Raw genomic sequence first — 17,827 nt, forward strand, 5'->3', positions numbered from 1 at the left:
ACCTCCGGGCGGGGCCCGTCTCACGCCGCCTGCAGGCTGGGGTCTCCCTCGGTTCCCGCGGGGTCGATCACGATGCCGCTGACGCCGAGGTCCTCCAGCATCCTCCGCAACGCGCGCTCGGTGAGCCACATCCAGGCGTGGCCGTCGCCGAGTGCCCGGACGAGCCGGTCCCGCGAGGTGAACGCGACCGCCGTCCTCTCCCCGGTCGCCGTCCGGAACAGGCGCAGGGCCAGGCTCCCCCGGCCAGCGCGTACGGGCACCAGCAGCGGGGGGTCGTTCCGGCGCGAGATCTCCATGGACTCCTTCTCCTTCAGGTAGCGAGGCGCGGTGGCCGCGCGAGAAGCACGCTATGGCGGCCATCGATCGGAAAAAGTGATCCAAACGGGATTCTTACGCCCGCAGAGCCATCTCTGACAACCCTTTGACAGGGAAGATCCCGAGATGGCCATGGATGCCTGACTTCGCCGGACCGTACGGCTCGCGCCCGGGGCACACCGGACGGCGGGAGCGACCGGCGCCACCCAGGGGTTTCCCGGCTATCCCCGAAACGTTCCCCGATTCCCTTAACGATCCCTTAACCGGCACTCAACGAGCGTTCAACACCCCTTGCACATACGTGAGAAAGGCGGAGGCTTCTCCCAGGCGGGACTCCTGTCCTCGTGACACTCCCCCGGCCCGGGGCGAGCACCCCCCGCGTGACGGCTCCCCGTCACGGCCTCGTCCCGGGCCTCACTCCACACGAGGATTTACTGTTAGGAAACTTTCCTTTATATTCGGAGTCACCCCCCAGCAAAGGAGCACCACATGCGGAGAACGACAACCCTCGCATCGGCCTCGATACTGGCCATGGTGACCACCGTCTTCATGGCGACTCCTGCCGAGGCACACGGTTACATCTCCTCCCCGCCGAGCCGTCAGGCGTTCTGCGCCCAGGGCAAGATCTCCTGCGGGCAGGTCAAGTACGAGCCGCAGAGCGTCGAGGCCCCCAAGGGTTCGAGGCAGTGCAGCGGCGGCTCCCGCTTCACCGAGCTCGACGACGACAGCAGGGCGTGGCCGGTCACCAGCGTCGGCAACACGGTGAACTTCACCTGGACGCTGACCGCGCGTCACGCCACCAGCACGTGGGAGTACTTCATCGGCGGCTCCAAGATCGCCTCGTTCAACGACGGCGGCAGGCAGCCGGGCTCGACCGTCTCCCACAGCGTCAGCCTGGGTGGCAGGACCGGACGCCAGAAGGTCCTCGCCATCTGGAACATCGCCGACACGGGCAACGCCTTCTACGCGTGTGTCGACGTACAGGTGGGCGGCGGTAACCCCGACCCCACCCCCACCGCCACGCCCACCGTTACCCCCACGGTGACGCCGACGGTGACCCCGACCTCCAACCCCGGCGGCACCTGGGCCGCGGGCACCGCCTACCGCGCGGGTGACCAGGTCACCTACGGCGGCTCCACCTACCGCTGCCTGCAGGGCCACACCGCCCTGCCCGGCTGGGAGCCGGCGAACGTGCCGAGCCTCTGGCAGAAGATCTGACCCCTCTGGTCGTTTCTTCGGACGGACCCGCGTCTCACCAGGACGCGGGTCCGTTCCCTTTTTCTCCAGAGCCCCGTAAGCAAGGCCATTTACACACCCAAAAGCCGAAATAACGGCACAAAATGGGTTTTTCCCGGCAGGTGAGAACGGGCGGGCGAGGGCACCCGCAACGACCCGGTCACGAATTTCCATCCGGCCCCGGGAACGCGTTCCCCCGGCATATTTTGCTGCTGTGCATCCCGAGCGGGTCCGGGCCAGGCTGGACCGGTCTGCGACCACGGCCCTGCGCCTCGGCCACGAGATCGGCGGCTGGATGCGGCGCGGCCACGACGACCGGCGGCTCCACCGTTTCACCGGCCACCTCGACGTGCTCGACGGGGTCCTGTCGCGGATGCTCGGCGCCGTCGTCCGTGAGATCGAGGCGATCGACCCCCGCGCGGCCTCGGGGGAGGCCTACCGGCGCTGCGGCGAGCTCGACGGGGCCGTGTTCACGATCCGGCGCCTGTTCGACTGGTACGCCGCCAAGTACGACCAGCGCCGCGACCCCGTCCTGGCCGGGATCCTGGCCTGCGCCGACGAGGTCGTGCTCAGCTGCTGGCGGCAGCCGTTCGAGGATCTCGGGCGTGAGCCGCCGACCGGGCCGCTCGCCTACGTCGAGCCGCGTTTCGACGCCTTCGCGACTCCGCGCGTCTCCGTGCCGCCCGACCTGCGCCTGCCCGCCGACTCCCTGGTCGCCGAGTTCGTCGGACGGCTGCCCGTCCCGGTGGTCTGCCTGCCCGAGTGGACGGCCGTCCAGGCGTGGTGGCTGACGCTGGCCGCCCACGAGGTCGGCCACCACGTGCACAAGGACCTGGACCCCGGGCTTGAGAACGCCAGCAGGGACGCCCTCGCCGAGGCGACGGGTGACGAGAGGTGGCGCCGCTGGGCGCTGGAGTCCTTCGCCGACGCCTACTCGGTCCTGATGCTCGGCCCCGCCGCCGCGTGGATCGTCGAGGAACTGGGCCACGGCCCTCCCGAGTCCCTGACACGGGCCCACGGCGGCTACCCGCCCCTCCCGGTACGGCTGGCGCTGATGGCCGAGGTCGCCAGGCAGGCGGGCCTCGGCGGCGCGGGAGCCCCCGGGCTGGCCGGGGCCGCCGGAGCGCTGCTCGGCCTGCGGGCCGGTGGCCGTACGCTCGTCGAGCTCAGCGGCCTGTCCCCCGGGTGGTTCGCCGAACGGGGCACGGTGCGGGCGCAGGCGCGCTCACTGGCCGGATCCGACCCGTTCCTGCCCCGCCTGGCGGAGCCGTACTCGGCGCGGCTGCTCCTCGCGGCGGCGGCGACGGTCGTTGACGCGGGCCCGGCCGCTCCATCCGCGCTCCACGCCAACCTGCTGCGACACCTGCCCCGGTGCGGCCCGCCGGGCAGGCTCGGCGCCTCCCCCACCGGACCGCCGGTCGCCCGGCTGGCCGAGGAACTGACGGGACGACTGCTCGGGAGCACGCGATGAGCGCCCGGCTGCTCGTCAGCGTGACCGGTCCGGAGAACACGGTGACGGTCCTGCACGAGGGCAGGCCGTTGCCCTGCGACGACGGCGCCGTCTCCTATCCGCTGGAACGCGGGGCCGGGCCGTCGCTGACGGCCAGGGCCGCCGCCTGCCCCGACGCCCGCTCGTACGGCACCGCGCTGTTCGAGGCCCTGCTGCGTCCCGTCTGGCGGGCGGTCACCGGCCTGACCGGGAACGGCCGGGGGATCGAGCTGGCGTTGCGGCTGCCGATGGAACTGCAACCCCTGATCTGGGAGGCGATGTACACCGAGGACGGCCCGCTGGCCGCCCACCCCCGCCTGCTCGTGGCCGTCACCCGGCTCATCCCCGCCCCGGGGCCCGGCGGGCACCGCACCGTGCGGGGAACGCCCAGGATCCTGTTCGCCTCCGGCGCGAAGCTGACCGACCCGGTGATCCGCCCGGGAGCGATGTTCCTCGGCCTGGTCAGGGAGTGCGAGTCGCAGGGGCTCGCGATGACCAGGATCTCCGAGGAGACGACCGCGGACCGGCTTCGGCGGCGCTGCGCGTCCCTCCGGCCCGACCTGGTGCACCTGGTCGCCCACGGCAGGCCCGACCCGGTGGACGGGCAGACCTGGGTCGAGCTGGCGGGTGAGTGGACCAGGGGCGGCGGCCTTGCCTCGGCGCTGGTCTCGGGAGACGCTCCCCCGCCGCTGGCCGCCGTCCTCAGCGTCTGCCACAGCGGCGCGCACGGCGGCCTCGACCGCACCTCGGGGCTGGTGGAGACCCTGGTGCGCGGCGGGGTACCCATCGTGGTCGCCGTCGCCGGGGAGGTGACCGAGTACGCGTGCCGGTTGTTCTCCCGGCGGTTCGTCCAGGCGCTTCTGCACGGGGACGCGGTCGCCGAGGCCGCCGCGCACGGGCGCAGGGCCGCCCTTCTCGGCGAGCCGAACCCCGACGACCGTCTCGACTGGGCGATGCCGACCCTGTTCCTCGCCGAGACGCTGCCCGCGGACTTCAGGGCCGTCGATCCCGGGGAGGTCAACCGCACCAGGAGCATGGCGGGAAGGCTCGAACTCCTCGAAGGACCCGCCTACGTCGGCAGGGGACCCATCTTCGACACCCTCGACGGGCTGATCGCGCCGGGAAGCGAGCGGACCTTCCTCGGCGTCACCAGCGGCGGCGCCTTCGGCGGCATGGGCGGCACCCGGCTGCTCAGGGAGATCGGGTTCCGGCTGCTGCAGGCGGGTCACCTCCCCCTGCTGCTGGCGCCGTTCAACGACGTCCAGTCCGCGCCGCACAGTCTGCGCCAGGTCGTCGGGGAGGTCCTCGCGCAGGTCGTGCGGACGGGCGAGCGTCTCTCGCTCCCGGTGCCACGGCTGCGGTCCCTGCGGTCCGGACCGCCGCGGAGCGGAGGACGGCACGGTCCTGACGAGGACGAGGCGGTGGCACGGCAGCGGGTGAAGTCGGCGGTCGCCCGGTTCGCCACGGCGGCGGCGCCGCTCGCGCCCAGCGCGGTCGACACGCTGCTCGCCGCCGACCTGGCCGACCTGGCCGGTGCGGCGGAGACGCTCGGTCCGCCGTTCGGCGCCCACACCCGCGTGGTCGTCCTGGCGGAGGCGCTGCACCTGTGGGTCGGGGCCCTGGGCTGGACGGAGCCCTCGCAGGGGCTGCTCGACCTGCTGACCCCGGACGGTCTCGGCACCGCCGCCAGGCCGGTCCCCGTGGTCGCGACCGCCGCCCTCGGTGAGTGCCCGCCGTTGCGCAGCTTCCGCGAGGAGAAGGCCGGAATGCCGTGGTGCGCCTTCCACGACCTCGAACCGCTGTCCGACGAGGAGGCCTCGCTCGGCTTCCAGTGGGTTCTGCTGCAGCCGTGGCACCCGAGGGAGCGCTTCCGCCTGGCCTACTACGCCGCGCCGGGCAGTGATCCGGCGGTGCTCAGGGAGAGCTTCAGGCTCCACCTCGAAGGGCGTCCCGGCCTGATCAAGACCGAGCTGTACCGGATGGCGCAGCTCCTGGCCCTGCACAAGGTGTTCCTCACCCACGACGACACCGAGGGCTGGAGCGTCTACGCCCGAACCCACGGCCTGAGGTACGAGCCGTGAACCCGGCCGACCTGGGCGCCGAGCTGGAACGGCACGCCGCCGCGTGGCGGGCCGAGCAGTTCGGCCGTTTCGACCCGGCCCGGCTGGCCAGGCTCGTGCTGCTGCCCGAGTGGACCACGGAGCTGGCCGTACGGCTCTCGCTGGCCCCCGAGGAGGAACTGCCCGGGTTCCTCGACGACCTCGACGACCTGGGACTGGTCGAGTCACGGACCCTGCCGACCGGGCGGGAGGCGTTCTGGGTGCGTGCGAGCAGGCGGCCGGAACTCGGCTCCCACCTGCGCCAGGCGCACGGGCGGCTGCTCGACGAGGTCACCGGAGAGCTGCTCCAGCTGACGTACCGCCTCGCCGAGCTGGGCGACTGGCGGCGCGCCGCGACCGTCTACCGCGGGGACCGCTCGGGCGCCACGCTCATGGCGGACGTCTCCGGCCTCGTCGAGTCGGGCGCGGTGAGCGAGGCCGCCCAGCTCGTCGCGACCTCCCGGATGCTCGGTGAGGTCCTCGGCGAGCCGCTCGCCGGCGCCGCGCGGCGGGCGCGGCGCCGGGTCGACCGCGCGGCCCGCGAGGCCGAGGACGCCCGTTTCCTGCGCCACTACCTGCCTCGCGCGGGTATCGAGGCCGCCCTCGCCGACCTGCTCGGCGACGACCCGCCGTACTGGGCGCTGCACCTGCTGGGCGCGGGCGGGACGGGCAAGACGATGGTCGTGCGCCACCTGGCCTCCGGCCGTTACGCCCGGGACCGGGGGCCGGCGCCCGTTCCGGTGGCCAGGGTCGACTTCGACCACCTCGACCCCCGCTATCCGCAGGACCGTCCCGGGGAGATCCTGCTCGCCCTCGGCGAGGAACTGCTGGGGTTCGGCGCCGGAAGGGACGCCGAGAACGCCCACCGCAGGTTCGTCGACTCCGTCACCGGCCTGCACGAGGAGCTGGCGCGCGGCAGGCGCCTGTCCGGCAGGGCGGCCCCGATGCTCGACCACATGGTGAGGGCCTTCGCCCGGTTCGTCGGGGAACTTCCGGCTCCGGTGGTGCTGGTGCTGGACACCTGCGAGGAGCTGGCCAAGCTGTACCCGCCGGGGGCGCCCGCACCGGCGATCGACATGACCTTCGGCCTGCTGGAACGGCTGCGCGAACGGGCGCCCTCGATCCGGGTCCTGCTGGCCGGGCGCCGGTGGCTCGCCACGCCGTACGACGCCACCGGGGAGACCGGGGAGACCGGGACGTCCGCGGGGCCCCTGCTGCGGCCCAGGCCGTACCTGCGGGTGGTCAGGACGCACGGCTTCACCCGCGCCGAGGCGGACGACTACCTCACGGCCCGTGAGGTGCCGCCGCCGCTCAGGTCCGCCGTGCTCGCCCGGTCGGTGAACGGGGACGTCTTCAACCCCTTCGACCTGGCCGCCTACACCGAGTGGGCGCTGAGCGAACCCGGGCTCGACCCTCTGCGGCTGCGCGACGCCGAGGGCGATCCGTACGTCGAGCACCGGATCATCGGCCGTCTCGCCGACCAGGGGGTGACCCGGGCGTTGGCGGTCGCCGCCGAGCTGGGCAGGTTCGACCGGGCACAGGTCCGCCCGGCCCTGCTGCGCCTTGGCCTGGACCCCGACGCGGTCTTCGACGGCCTGGCCGCCCAGGAGTGGGCACGCGTCACCGAGACGGGACGGGACGGCCGCCCCCGGGTGGTCGAGCTTGATGAGCAGGTCAGGATCCGCCTGCGCCGCGTGACGGCCGCGGACCCGGGCAGGTTCCCGCTCAGGAGGGACCTGCTCGGCCGGGACGCCGCCGCCGTCGCCGACACCGCCCCCGTCCTGTCCGAGGTCTCGGCGGCGACCGTGCTGGCCGCCGTCCGCCTGCTGCCCGCCGGGGAGGCGGCGGATTTCTGGCGAAGGGTCGAGAACAGGGCCGCGACGCAGGAGGCCTGGCCGTGGGCCGAGCAGGTCACGGTGCGTGCCGCCGCCGAGGAGGCGCCGCGGGCCGGGGAGCCGGGGCCGTCGATCCTGGCCGCGATCCTCGCCACCCAGGCGGCGGCCAGGACGCACACCGGGACCGGGGGCACCGGCGAGCTGTGGCGGCGGGTCGCCGAGCACGCGCCCGGGCATCCCGATCCGGCCCAGGCCGTCGTGCTCGCCGATCGCGCCCTTCTCGGCCTGGCCGCGTCCGGGGCCGATGTCCCGCTCGGCGACGTCCTGCCCGGCGTGGTCGCCCGGCGCGCGGCCCCCGAGGGTTCCTTCGTCGCCGCGCTCGACGGGTGGATGCGGCACGGCGACTGGTCCGTCCTGCGGGACGCGGACCTGCGGCGGATCGGCGAGGGCCTCGACCGCGCCGAGGAGAGGCGTCCGGACGCCGCCGCGCGGACGGGGATCGCCGCCGCGGTCACCGCCCAGCGTGCCCTGCTCGCCCTGCACCACGGTGATCGCGAGACCGCCGGACGGCTGGCGGCCCACGCGTTCGCCGCCGCCCTGCCCGCCGTGCGGAGACCCCTGCCGGACGCCCCTGAGGGGAACACCACCGCCCTGTCCCTGGCGCTGGTCGCGGCCGCCTCCCCCGGCGACGCGCCCGCCCCCGCCTGGGCCGACTGGCGCGTCCCCCGGCGTCTGGACGCGCGCTGCCTGCTCGTGTGGCGGCTGGTCACGGCGGGGCTTGAGGAGCACGACGACCTCCAGACCCCGTGGCACGCCTTCTCTGCCCCGATCGACGACATCGACGTGGAACGGCTGCTCTCCTGGCGGGTGCGCGTCCACAACGGGAGACGGCCGCTCGACCCGCACGTCCTGGAGTCGCTGACCGTCCTGGACGCCTACTCCCCGACCAGACGCGCGTCGGTGTGGCAGCACCACCGGGTACGGCCGCTGGTGGCCGAGGTGGCCGAGGCGTGGCTGACCCTCGGTGAGCCCGCCAGGGCCGCGGAACTGCTGCGCGGGCGCGTCGAGGCGGCGGTCGCCGCCGGAGACGACCCGGACACCGTCGAGCAGTGCCAGCTCGCCCTGATCCGGGCCTGCCGCCGCGTCAGGTCGCTCGCCCTCTGTCCGGAACTGGCCTCACTCGCCGTCTCGGGGACGCCCCTGGTGCGCGCGGAGGCCTGGATCACCCTCACGCTGGTGACCGGGACGCGGCCCGCCTCGCCCGAGGAGGCGGGCAGCTGGTACGGCTGGTGGCAGTGCCAGGACAGGCGTTCCCTGGCCGGTGGCCGGCCCTGGGGTCCGCCGTCCACGGCCGAGCCCGGCATCCCCTGGGAGCTGACGCTGGCCGCCTGCGAGGAGTACGCCGGGAACCCTGAGACCCCGGCCGTTCGTCCCCCGGTGCCGCCCCCGGGACCGGGAGGCGAGGGCAGACGGCTGCTGGAGAAGGCCGAGACGCTCGCCCTGCGCTCCCCTGACCTGGCCGGGCCGATGCTCGACGAGGCGGCGGCGCTGCTCGACAGGGCGTACGACCGGCGTGGCGCGCTTCAGGCCCGGATCCTGGCGTTGCTGGCCCGGGTGCGTGTCGGCGGCCCGCGCGAACGTCCTCCCGTCGCGGTCCTGGACGCGCTTCCCCTGGGGGATGTGGACCTCCCGCCCGGCTCCGGCTGGCCGGAACGGATCGCCTACCTGCGCGGCCTGCTTGAGGACCCCGCCGCCACCGGTTCCGACCTGCCGGAGCTGGCCCTGGACCTCGCCGCCTCGGCTCCCCTGTCCCCCGGGGCCTCCTCCGCCTTCGCCGTCGGCGGGTTCGGCGGTGCCGTACGAGGGGTGGCCGTCGTGGCGCTGCTCGCGCTGGCCTTCGCGGCGGGGCTGCTTCCCGTCACGGACCGTCTGCCGTCCGTCCTGCGGTTGCTGTCCGCCCTGGTCCCGTTCACCGCGGCGGTCGTCCTGGTGCTGCCCTCCGGCTGGGAACGACGTGTGCCGGTGGGCACGATCGGTCTCCTGGACCGGCTGATCCCCCGAATGCTCGTCGTCACGGTCATGGGCGTCGGGCACCGTCGCGCGGTGATCCGCGTCGTCGGCCGCCGGTCCCTGCGGAACCGGAGGCCGGACTGGGCCGACGTGGCCTGGAGCGGGTCCCCCGACGGCGGGGAGTTCGCCATGTGGAGGTTCCAGCGCCCCTATTTCGCCGATCGTCTCCGGTCCCTCGTCCGGCTCGAACTTCCCTCCTCTCTCGACGACGAGCCTTGGGAGTCACGCCTTCCGCCCCACGCCCGGGTCTTCCGGGGCGCCGCCGCGCCGCCCGCGCAACCGCCCGTCCCTGAGCGGAACGCGGACGGGCAGGTGGTGCGCCGGACGTCCTTCTCCCTGCTGCACGTCGTCGGCACGGCCGTGACGACGGCGGCGGGACCGCGGATCCGCCTCAACGGGGACCTCCAGGGCAGACGGTCCGAACTGCTCGGCCCGATGTCGATGGAGGCCGGGACGAGAACCCTGGTCGCCCTGCAGGCCGACCCGGTCGACGGGCCCCCGGCGCCGCTCGCCGAGCAGCGTGGCCGTTTCGCCGCCATGGCGAGGGAACTCCTCGCCATGGGCACCCGCGCCGTGCTCGTCGTCCCTCCGCTGCCCGACACCGTCGCCGACCAGGCCGTGTCCCTGGTGCAGTCGAGGGCCTCCGGGCACGGAGCCTCGCTTCTTCCCCGGCACCTGCTGCGGCTCCAGCGCGACCTGCGGGCCCTCGTCGGGAAGGCGGGCGGCGAACGGGAGGCCGTCTGCGACGTGCTGCTCTTCCTGCCGACCACCTTCACAGGAGAGGACACCCCCGGATGACCATGTGGCAGCGGATCGAATCCTGGTTCCACGCCGCCTCGGAGCACATCACCGTCGGATTCGTCCCCGAGGAGGGCGCGACGGCGCCGGCGCCGTACGAGGGATACGTCCGGCTGTTCGTCGCCGAGGGGTTTCTCGCCGACCGGCGCAGCTGGGCCGCCGACCAGTATCCGGCGCTGCACGGCGGGGTCTCGCTGTCCTTCCTCGGCGGGGAGCCGCTGGCGTTCACCACGATGGCCGGGCAGTCCTCCTGGATGGCCCCCGGCGTCACGCTCGGCGAGCCGATCACGCCGCTGCTGCCGTACGGCGGGGGCACGGTGACGGTGCAGGCGGGCCTGTACCGCGTCTCGGGAAGGGGGCCGCTCGGCACCGCCGTACAGATCGCCGGGGGGCTGGCCGGGCTGGTGGCGCCGCCGCTGGCCGCCGCCGCGACCCTCGCGACCAAGGTGTCCGAGGGAATCGACAGAATCCTGGGCGACCTGGGCGAACAGCCGGTTCTCGGCGTGCACTGGACCATGGTCGCGCCCGTGCCCGGCGTCTCCGGCTCCGGCGTCAGGACCGTGCGCGCCGGGCACCTGGTGGTGATCGACTCTCCCGAGCCGCCGGGGACGCTGTCGATCGAGGACGGCAGGCTGCTCGTGGACGGCAGGCCCCCCGTCGGGGCCGACTTCCTGGTGCTGCGGATCGAGTGCAGGGCCGAGCGGGACGACTGGCGTTTCCCCGAGCTGGCCCAGCTGATCGACCGCGCCGGGGAGGAGTATCTCCGGCGCGGGGAGACCCAGACGTTCCGGGACCTGCGCTCCGACGCCGTGGTGCGAGCCTGGTGTTCGCCCGACCTGACGCCGCTGGACAGGAAGCGGGTGGCCACGCTGGTCGCCGGGGAGATCGACGAGGTCAGGCGGCTCGGGGTGGTTCCCGGCGGGGAACGCTCGCTTGAGGAGGCCTTCGCACTGCGGCTGCCGTCACGGGACGCCCCGGAGCTGGACGGCCTGCGCCTGGCCGACCTGCTCGCCTGACCTCCTTCTCAGCCGGGACGCTCCGGCTGCCAGGAGGCCCTGACCAGCGCCCGTTCGGTGGCGGCCAGGTGGAGCGCGGCGGCCAGCCACGCCCAGGCGTACCGGTCGCCCCCGGTGTCCGTCAGGCGGCCGAACACGTCTCGGGCACGGCGGTCGGCCTCGGCGCCGAGCGCGCCGACCAGCTCCGCCGCGGTGCCGAAGCCGGCCCGGCGGAGCGAGGCCCGCTGGGCGAGGCAGTCGCCGCCCCTGGCGGACTCGGCGAGCGCCCGTCTGCCGCCGGTCACGGCCAGCTCGACCAGGCGGCGCACCCGCCACAGCGGTGAGCCGGTCACCGGGTCGGGGCCCGGCGCCTCGTCCCCGGCCGGCCCGTCCTGCGCGCAGGCTTCGCGAGGGGGCAGGTGGGAACCGCTCAGCCGGTCGTAGCCGAGATCGGCGTGGCCGTGCCACTCGGCGGGCAGGCGAAGTGTCGGACCCTCCCCCGGGACCGGCCCGGCCGCCAGCGGGCGCATGGTCGCCGCCCTGTCGGGGTCGAGCCGTCCGAGCACCCTGACCCGCAGCCCCGGCCGGGAGGCCAGCTGCCGCAGGTTGGCGACGTGGGCGAGGCCGGGGTCGGAGCTCGCGGCCATCAGGCGGATCAGCGGCCCGTCCTGCGCCGCTCCCCCGGGGGACAGCTCGCGGGCGAGCAGCAGTTCCCCGACGGCTCCGACGATCATCAGGTCGCAGCCGACCGGCCGGTTCGTCTCGTCCGTCTCCCGTGGTTCACGCCAGGCCTCCTCGGCGAGCCTCAGGTCCGCCGCCTGGGCCAGGGGCCGGGAGAACAGCGCCGCCAGCGGCCCCTGCGACCAGGACGGCCTCGTGACGGAGGTGGCCCTGACGCCCTTGCCCGAACCGAGACGCCCTTCGGGGGAGACCGTCGCGCCGGAGATCAGCAGGCCTCCCCTGGCCAGTTGCGCGTGGTTCAGGGCCGCGGAGCCGAGCGCGACGGCCGCCGTGCCCGCCCCCTTCGCGCGGGCCGGTCCTCCCGGCCTGACGTCGGCGACGGAGAACCAGCGGCCGTCCTCGGTGACGAGGTGCGTGACCACCCCGCCGTAGCCGGTCGCGCTGATCACCGGTTCCCGGCAGACCCCGTAGACGCGCAGTCCCTCACCCTGACGGTAGGCGCGGCGGGCGGTGCCGACCAGAGCCGGGTCGGGGTCGGAGGCCGCGAGCCTGCCGGAGGTCAGCAGCAGGTCGCCGAGCGCGGAGACCAGGTCGGACAGGCGGTGGCCGTCCTGGCGTTCGCGGGCGGCGCGCACGCCGCGGACGACGCGCAGCGCCGCGGCCTCCGCCCTGGGCAGTCCGGCGAGCCTGGCGGTGTGCGCGGCCCTGAGCAGCTCGGCCTGGAGCAGCGCCCCAGCTCCCGGCACCCCGGCCGCCAGCACGGCCGTGCCCGCGGCCCACAGCTCGGCCGCCGCCGCGACCTGTCCCTGAACGGGTCTCCTGGCCTGCGGTGTCTCAGCCGGGGCTGTCTCGGCCTGGGGTGTCTCCGCGAGGACGGGCTCGGCCGCCGCCGCGACCGGGTCGCCGTCGGAGCCTCCCTCCGCGACCGGGCAGGCGCTGAGGACGGCCGCCAGGTGCAGACAGCGCGGCGCCAGCAGGCAGCTGCACAGCGCCGCCGCCGGGTCGGTGACGACGCCCGTCCCGGCCGGGCTGAGGGTGACCACCGCGTCCTCCCCCCAGCTGACCGAGACGCGGCCCTGCTCCTGGGTCATGGGCAGGCCCGCGCAACGTCCGACCGCCTCCTCCAGTCTCCTGCGCAGCCGGGGGGTGAGGTTCTCGACCGCGGTCGCGGCCACGTGCGGCTCGACCTGCGGCAGCCGTACGGCGGGCGGGGTCAACGGTTCTCTCCTCTGAGGCGGTCGCCGACCCAGCGGGCGAGGGCGAGCGGGCTGAGCGCGGCGACGGGCATGCCCGCGGCGACCAGTTGCTGGGCGACGGGCACCGAGTAACGGGGTGCCCCCGTGTCGTCGAGCGCGGCGCACCCCAGCAGGTGCACTCCCGACGAGACGAGGGAGCGGACCTCTCCGAGCAGGCCCCCGATCGGGTAGCCCTCCTCGAAGTCGCTGACCACGACGACGAGCGTCCGGCTGGGCACGGTGACCAGGGACCGCGCGTGGGCGAGCCCGGCGGCGATGTGGGTGCCCCCGCCGACCTGGACCTCCAGCAGCAGGGACAGCGGGTCGGCCACCTGGCCGGTCAGGTCGATCACCTGTGTGGAGAAGGCGAGGAAGTGGGTCGAGAGCGTCGGCACGCCCCCGAGGACGGCGGCGGTCAGCGCGGACCAGACGACCGAGGCCTCCATCGAACCGGACACGTCGACCACGAAGATCAACCGCCAGTCGGCCTCCTTGCGGACCGAGGTGTCGAAAATCGGCCGTTCGGGGACGACGACGAACCCGCCGTCGGAGTTCCTGCGGGTGTGCGCCAGGTTGGCCCTCAGGGTGGCGGGCAGGTTGAGCCTGCCGTTGCGGCGGCGGCTCTGCCGGGGCGTCGACAGGCCGGTCAGCGCGGGGCACAGGCGGGTGGCGAGCTCGCGCGACAGTTCGGCGACCAGGCGCCGCACCAGCGGCCTCAGCTTGGCCAGCTGCTGCTCCGGCAGGCCGCCCGCCAGGGACAGGACCGAGGTCAGCAGCTCCACCGAGGGGCGCACCGCGTCCGGGTCGAGCACGGACAACACGTCGGTCCTGCCCTCGTCCGCGGCCCTGGCCAGCACCTCCTCACGGACCTCGGGCCCGAACAGGGCGTCCAGCTCGGCGGCCCACTCGCGGGCCCCGGGGAAGGAGGCCCCCTGGCCACCGGCCTGTCCGCCCTGCCCGGCCGTCAGGTCGTCCGCCCCCTCTCCCCGGCCTCCGCCGTACAGCTCGTCGAGCGCGTGGGCGTAGCGGCGGGCGTCCTCGGGGAGCCGTCCGGTCTCCCTGCCGAGCAGCAGACGCCACCTGTCGGCCGGGGTGAGCCTCCGGGCCGCCCGTGACGGCGTGCCGGGGTCTCGGGTGGTCGGCGGCCCCTCGTCTCCGGTGTCCGTTTCCTCGGGGCCCGGAGACGGCAGGGGGACTCCGAGGGCGCCGAGGGCGGCCAGCCCGGCGGCGTCCGCCGCCGTCCACAGCGCGAGCAGCGCCGGTGGCGCGCCCAGCGCCAGGTCGATGCGGTCGCCGAGCCGGTCGGTCACCGCCAGCAGCAGCCGGTCACGGGCGGCCGGGGTGAGCGTGTCGAACCCTCCGCGCAGGGCGGGCAGCCGGTCGAGGAACTCACGGTCGGCGAGGCCGTCGACGCGGTCGAGCAGCGGTTCGAACACCGGCGTCGCCGACTGCAGCAGCGGCCCGGCCGCGGTGAGCAGTCCGGTGACCAGGCGGGACAGGCGGTGACGCCCCTCGGGACCGGTCGCGGTGTCGATCCACCCCGCGGCGCGGGTGCCGAGGGTGTGCGGTTCGTCCAGGTCGAGCAGGACCCTGGCGGCGAGCGCCGCCCCCTGCATGAGCGGGGACCCCTCCTTCGCCAGGGTGGCGAGCACGTCGTCCATGCGCATGCTGAGGCGGTGCTCGCCCGCCCGGGTCACGAGCGCGACCAGGGCGGCGGCGTCCTCGTGCCGGTCGCTGCCGACCAGGCCGGGCAGCGCGCGGACTGCGGCGTCCAGCAGAGTCGCGGCCAGTTCGGCCGCCTGCTGTCTGCTGTGCGGGGTGGTGCCCGGCAGGTGCCGTCTCCGCAGCGCCTCCAGCAGGTCGAGCGCCCGTAGCAGGTCGGGGAGTCCGGCGGTCGCGGGGAGCACGGCCGCGGCGTCCTCAAGCCGGTCCGTGACGAGGCCGGGCAGGTCGCAGACGGCCGCGGCGCGCAGTCCCGTCAGGATCAGCTCGCAGGTCGGACCGCCCTCCGCCGACTCCCGGCGGAAGTTCTCACGCAGGGTGCCCGCCGCCGCAAGCTCCGCGGTGACACCGCGGATGCCCGCCAGGTCGAGCAGGGCCGCGACGGAGGGGGTCCATGAGAGCCGCCAGCGGGTGGTGAGCGCGGAGGCGTCCCCCGTCCCGGTGACCTCGATCTGCTTGCCGTACCCGACCCCGCACACCAGGAGGCGTTGCAGCAGGACCTCGCGGCGGCCGTCCAGGTCGGAGCGGAGCGGGTCGAGCCGGACCTCCCTGGCGTCGGGGTTGTCCGGGCAGGGCAGTTTCAGCGCCGCCAGTTCGGCCTCGACGGCGGGGCCGAGCCCGGAACGGGGCGTGCCCGGGGCGGTCCTGCCGCGTTCGGCGCCGACGAGGACGGCCTCCAGGGCGCGGGCGAGCGCCCTGCCCCGGCCCAGGGGTTCGCCCTGGCCGAGCACCATGGTCACCGCCTCGACGATCTCTCCCCGGCCCGGCGCGGGCAGCCCGCGCAGGCGCGCCAGGTCGCAGGCGACCCGCAGCGTCTCCACGGCCTCTCCGGTGCCCGCGGTGTGCCCGGCCTCGCGCAGTCTCCTGCACACGCCGGTGATCGCGCGGGCCGCGGCGTCCCTGACCCTGTCCGGGTCTCCGCCGGCCGCGAAGACCTCCTGCTGCCAGCGCGGGTCCCGGATGCCCGCCGGGTAGCCGGAGCGGGAGTCGAGCAGGTCGAAGGCGTACGGCACCAGCGACGTCGCGGCCGGGACGGCCTCCGGGGCGGGGACCCGTGCGGCGGCGCGGGCGTGCTCTTCCGCCCGTGCGGTGGCCTGCCCCTGTGCGGAGGCCACGGCGCCGGGTTCCTCATCCGCGAGGAGCAGCGCGGGGGCGTGGAAGGCGCCGACGACCGCGGCGACCCGCGCCCCACGGGCCAGGGCCCCGGCGATCACCTCGCGCATGTGCGCCTCACGGGCCAGGTCGGCCTGGGGCACGCCTCCGGCGGACTCGGCGTCCTGACGCAGTGCCCAGCCGACGCCGAGCGCGGCCCGGCGCACCTCCTCGGGGGAGCAGCCGGGGGCGAGCACCTCGACAGCGCGGTCCCACATGTCGTCGCCCTGCCTGCCGGTGCAGGAGGCGGCGAGCCCGTCAGCGAACGCGTTCCCCATCGGGAGGGCCGTGTCCCGGGCGTCCCCGTGGTCCGTGGGGGTTCCGGGGGGCTCGGAGGTCTCGGGCTCCTCGGAACCCGGCCTGGCGGCGACGCCGGCCCGGCCCGCCTGGTCGCGGGAGGACGGGACGCGCGCCCCGTCCCGCGTCCCTTCCCGCGCCTCGGCCGGGGCGGACAGCGGAAGGTCGCAGCAGAGCACCTCGGCCCCGTGCTGCCTGGCCCAGCGGACGGCGGCCAGCTCCGGGGAGAAGTCGGCGAAGGGGTAGAACCCGAGTCTGCCGTCCTGCCCGGTCCCGGCCAGGGCCACCGGCGCGACGGTCGCCGGATCGGCCAGGTGGACCAGCCACGGCTGGAAGTCGGCGGGCAGCTCGACGCAGACCACCTCGGCCCCGGCCTCCGCGAGCAGCGCCGGCACGGCCGCCGCCAGCGCGGGACTGTGGTGGCGGACCCCCAGGAGGTACGGCCGGGCGCAGGCGGCCAGCGTGTCGACGGCCCGCCGGGGGCCGTCGGCCGCCCTTCCAAAGCCTCCCGCCGCCCGGGAAGCGCTCTCCGGCTCCCGGAAGGCGTCCGTCGTGTCCTCGGGGGCCCCGTTCCCCCGGCCTTCTCCGGTGGTCAACGCAGGTTCTCCCGCAGGTCCCACAGGCGGCGCCACATCGCGGAGCCCTCCTCGGCACGGCGCCGTACCGGGCCGTCCCAGTAGCCGAGCAGCCTCGAATGGTCGGCGGGGTCGTCCTTGCGGACCACGCCGAGCAGGTGACCGGGCACCAGGTCGAGGACGTCCCCCGAGGGCAGGTAGGCGGCCGCGACCCCCAGGGAGGCCGCGACCTGCACCGCCTCGGCGGTCGACATCACCGTTCCCGGCCGCTCGACGTCCCAGCCCTCGGCGGAACGGCCGGAACGCAGGTCGCGGAAGACCGTGACCAGGGCGTCCAGCACCGCGTCGTCCACGCGGAAGGCGGCGCCCGCCCGCCCGACCACGGCCGTGGCCTGGCCGCGCACCAGGGCGGCCTCGGCCTCGGGGTCGGCGATGGGGTTGACGGTCTCGAAGTTGAACCGGCGTTTGAGCGCCGCCGACATCTCGGAGACACCCCGGTCACGCAGGTTCGCCGTGGCGATCACGGTGAAGCCGGGGGCCGCCGCGACCTGGGCGTCCGGGGTGCCCGCCAGTTCGGGCACGCTGACACGGCGGTCGGACAGGATCGACACCAGGGCGTCCTGCACCTCGGGCAGGCAGCGGGTGATCTCCTCGACCCTGGCGACGCGCCCGGAGCGCATGGCGGTCAGCACCGGGGAGGCGACCAGCGCCTGGGGGCTCGGCCCCTGGGCGAGCAGCAGGGCGTAGTTCCAGCCGTAGCGGAAGGCGTCCTCCGTCGTGCCCGCCGTGCCCTGCACGGTGAGGGCGCTCGTGCCGCAGACGGCGGCGGCGAGCAGTTCGGAGAGCATCGACTTGGCGGTGCCCGGTTCGCCGACGAGCAGCAGCCCGCGCTCGCCCGCGAGGGTGACCACGCAGCGCTCGACCAGGGCGCGCTCACCGACGAACTTGGCTTCGACCACGAGCCGGGACGGCGGCGCCTGGCCGTCGCCCGGGGTGGTGACGCCGGCGCCGGAGCGGCGCCCCTTCGGCAGTTCCAGGGCTTCGCCGCCGCTGCCGCAGATGAACGTGACCACCGCCCGCGGGGTCAGCGCCCAGCCCGGCGGGCGGGGGCCGTCGTCGTACGCCGCGAGGAAGGCGAGCTCGGTGGCGTGGCGTTCCTCGGCCGGTTGTGCCTGCCTGGCCGGGGGAGCCCCGTCCGAGGTCGCGGCGGGCGCCGCCTGTCGCGTCGTGGTCATGGAGGGAGGTCCTTCGGGTCTCGCGCCCCTCGGGAGGGACGTGTCGTGTGGATGGTGCGGTGGCGGGGGCGGCTTCGGCATCCGTCCCGGGGT

At 75.0% G+C, this 17,827-nt stretch carries 9 protein-coding genes; 5 read left to right on the plus strand and 4 right to left on the minus strand.

Annotated features, from left to right (window positions below; genetic code table 11):
* Positions 1-20 precede the first annotated feature (20 nt).
* Positions 21-296 carry an SAV_915 family protein gene (locus ABZ470_RS40195; protein ID WP_352015761.1) on the minus strand — a complete coding sequence of 92 codons (276 nt, stop codon included), beginning with the start codon at positions 294-296 and terminating at the stop codon, positions 21-23.
* A gap of 508 nt (positions 297-804) precedes the next feature.
* Between ABZ470_RS40195 and ABZ470_RS40200 the strand changes: the two genes are divergently transcribed.
* The 5 genes from ABZ470_RS40200 to ABZ470_RS40220 all read left to right on the plus strand — a co-directional run bounded on the left by ABZ470_RS40200 (position 805) and on the right by ABZ470_RS40220 (position 10,858).
* Positions 805-1,533, plus strand: coding sequence for a lytic polysaccharide monooxygenase (locus ABZ470_RS40200; RefSeq protein WP_352015762.1), 729 nt, complete (start codon positions 805-807; stop codon positions 1,531-1,533).
* A 232-nt stretch (positions 1,534-1,765) separates the two neighbouring features.
* Complete coding sequence (locus ABZ470_RS40205) at positions 1,766-3,022, plus strand: hypothetical protein (RefSeq protein ID WP_362918346.1); 1,257 nt, start codon at positions 1,766-1,768, stop codon at positions 3,020-3,022.
* Positions 3,019-5,121, plus strand: a complete 2,103-nt coding sequence (locus tag ABZ470_RS40210) for a CHAT domain-containing protein (protein ID WP_362918348.1) — start codon at positions 3,019-3,021, stop codon at positions 5,119-5,121. The genes ABZ470_RS40205 and ABZ470_RS40210 overlap by 4 nt, the downstream gene beginning before the upstream one ends.
* The gene (locus ABZ470_RS40215) at positions 5,118-9,842 is read left to right on the plus strand and encodes a hypothetical protein (RefSeq protein ID WP_362918350.1); all 4,725 of its coding nucleotides are present in this window, start codon (positions 5,118-5,120) and stop codon (positions 9,840-9,842) included. The genes ABZ470_RS40210 and ABZ470_RS40215 overlap by 4 nt, the downstream gene beginning before the upstream one ends.
* Positions 9,839-10,858, plus strand: a complete 1,020-nt coding sequence (locus ABZ470_RS40220; RefSeq protein WP_362918352.1) for a hypothetical protein — start codon at positions 9,839-9,841, stop codon at positions 10,856-10,858. Before ABZ470_RS40215 ends, ABZ470_RS40220 begins: the two co-directional genes overlap by 4 nt.
* 8 nt (positions 10,859-10,866) lie before the next feature.
* Here ABZ470_RS40220 and ABZ470_RS40225 read toward each other — a convergent pair whose 3' ends face one another.
* The 3 genes from ABZ470_RS40225 to ABZ470_RS40235 are packed head-to-tail and all read right to left on the minus strand — an operon-like array spanning position 10,867 to position 17,734.
* Positions 10,867-12,735, minus strand: coding sequence for a hypothetical protein (locus ABZ470_RS40225; RefSeq protein ID WP_362918354.1), 1,869 nt, complete (start codon positions 12,733-12,735; stop codon positions 10,867-10,869).
* Positions 12,732-16,520 carry a DUF5682 family protein gene (locus ABZ470_RS40230; protein WP_362918356.1) on the minus strand — a complete coding sequence of 1,263 codons (3,789 nt, stop codon included), beginning with the start codon at positions 16,518-16,520 and terminating at the stop codon, positions 12,732-12,734. Before ABZ470_RS40230 ends, ABZ470_RS40225 begins: the two co-directional genes overlap by 4 nt.
* Positions 16,517-17,734 (minus strand): AAA family ATPase, encoded by a 1,218-nt coding sequence (locus tag ABZ470_RS40235; protein WP_362771957.1) that lies wholly within the window; start codon positions 17,732-17,734, stop codon positions 16,517-16,519. The genes ABZ470_RS40230 and ABZ470_RS40235 overlap by 4 nt, the downstream gene beginning before the upstream one ends.
* Positions 17,735-17,827: the final 93 nt, after the last annotated feature.

The sequence above is a fragment of the Streptosporangium sp. NPDC020072 genome (genome assembly GCF_040631445.1).
Taxonomy (GTDB): domain Bacteria; phylum Actinomycetota; class Actinomycetes; order Streptosporangiales; family Streptosporangiaceae; genus Streptosporangium.

Bases quoted from the DNA above. Each gene is read 5' to 3' on its own strand.
- ABZ470_RS40195 (WP_352015761.1), bottom strand. From the start codon at position 296: ATGGAGATCTCGCGCCGGAACGACCCCCCGCTGCTGGTGCCCGTACGC.
- ABZ470_RS40210 (WP_362918348.1), top strand. From the start codon at position 3,019: ATGAGCGCCCGGCTGCTCGTCAGCGTGACCGGTCCGGAGAACACGGTG.
- ABZ470_RS40220 (WP_362918352.1), top strand. From the start codon at position 9,839: ATGACCATGTGGCAGCGGATCGAATCCTGGTTCCACGCCGCCTCGGAG.
- ABZ470_RS40235 (WP_362771957.1), bottom strand. From the start codon at position 17,734: ATGACCACGACGCGACAGGCGGCGCCCGCCGCGACCTCGGACGGGGCT.
- ABZ470_RS40200 (WP_352015762.1), top strand. From the start codon at position 805: ATGCGGAGAACGACAACCCTCGCATCGGCCTCGATACTGGCCATGGTG.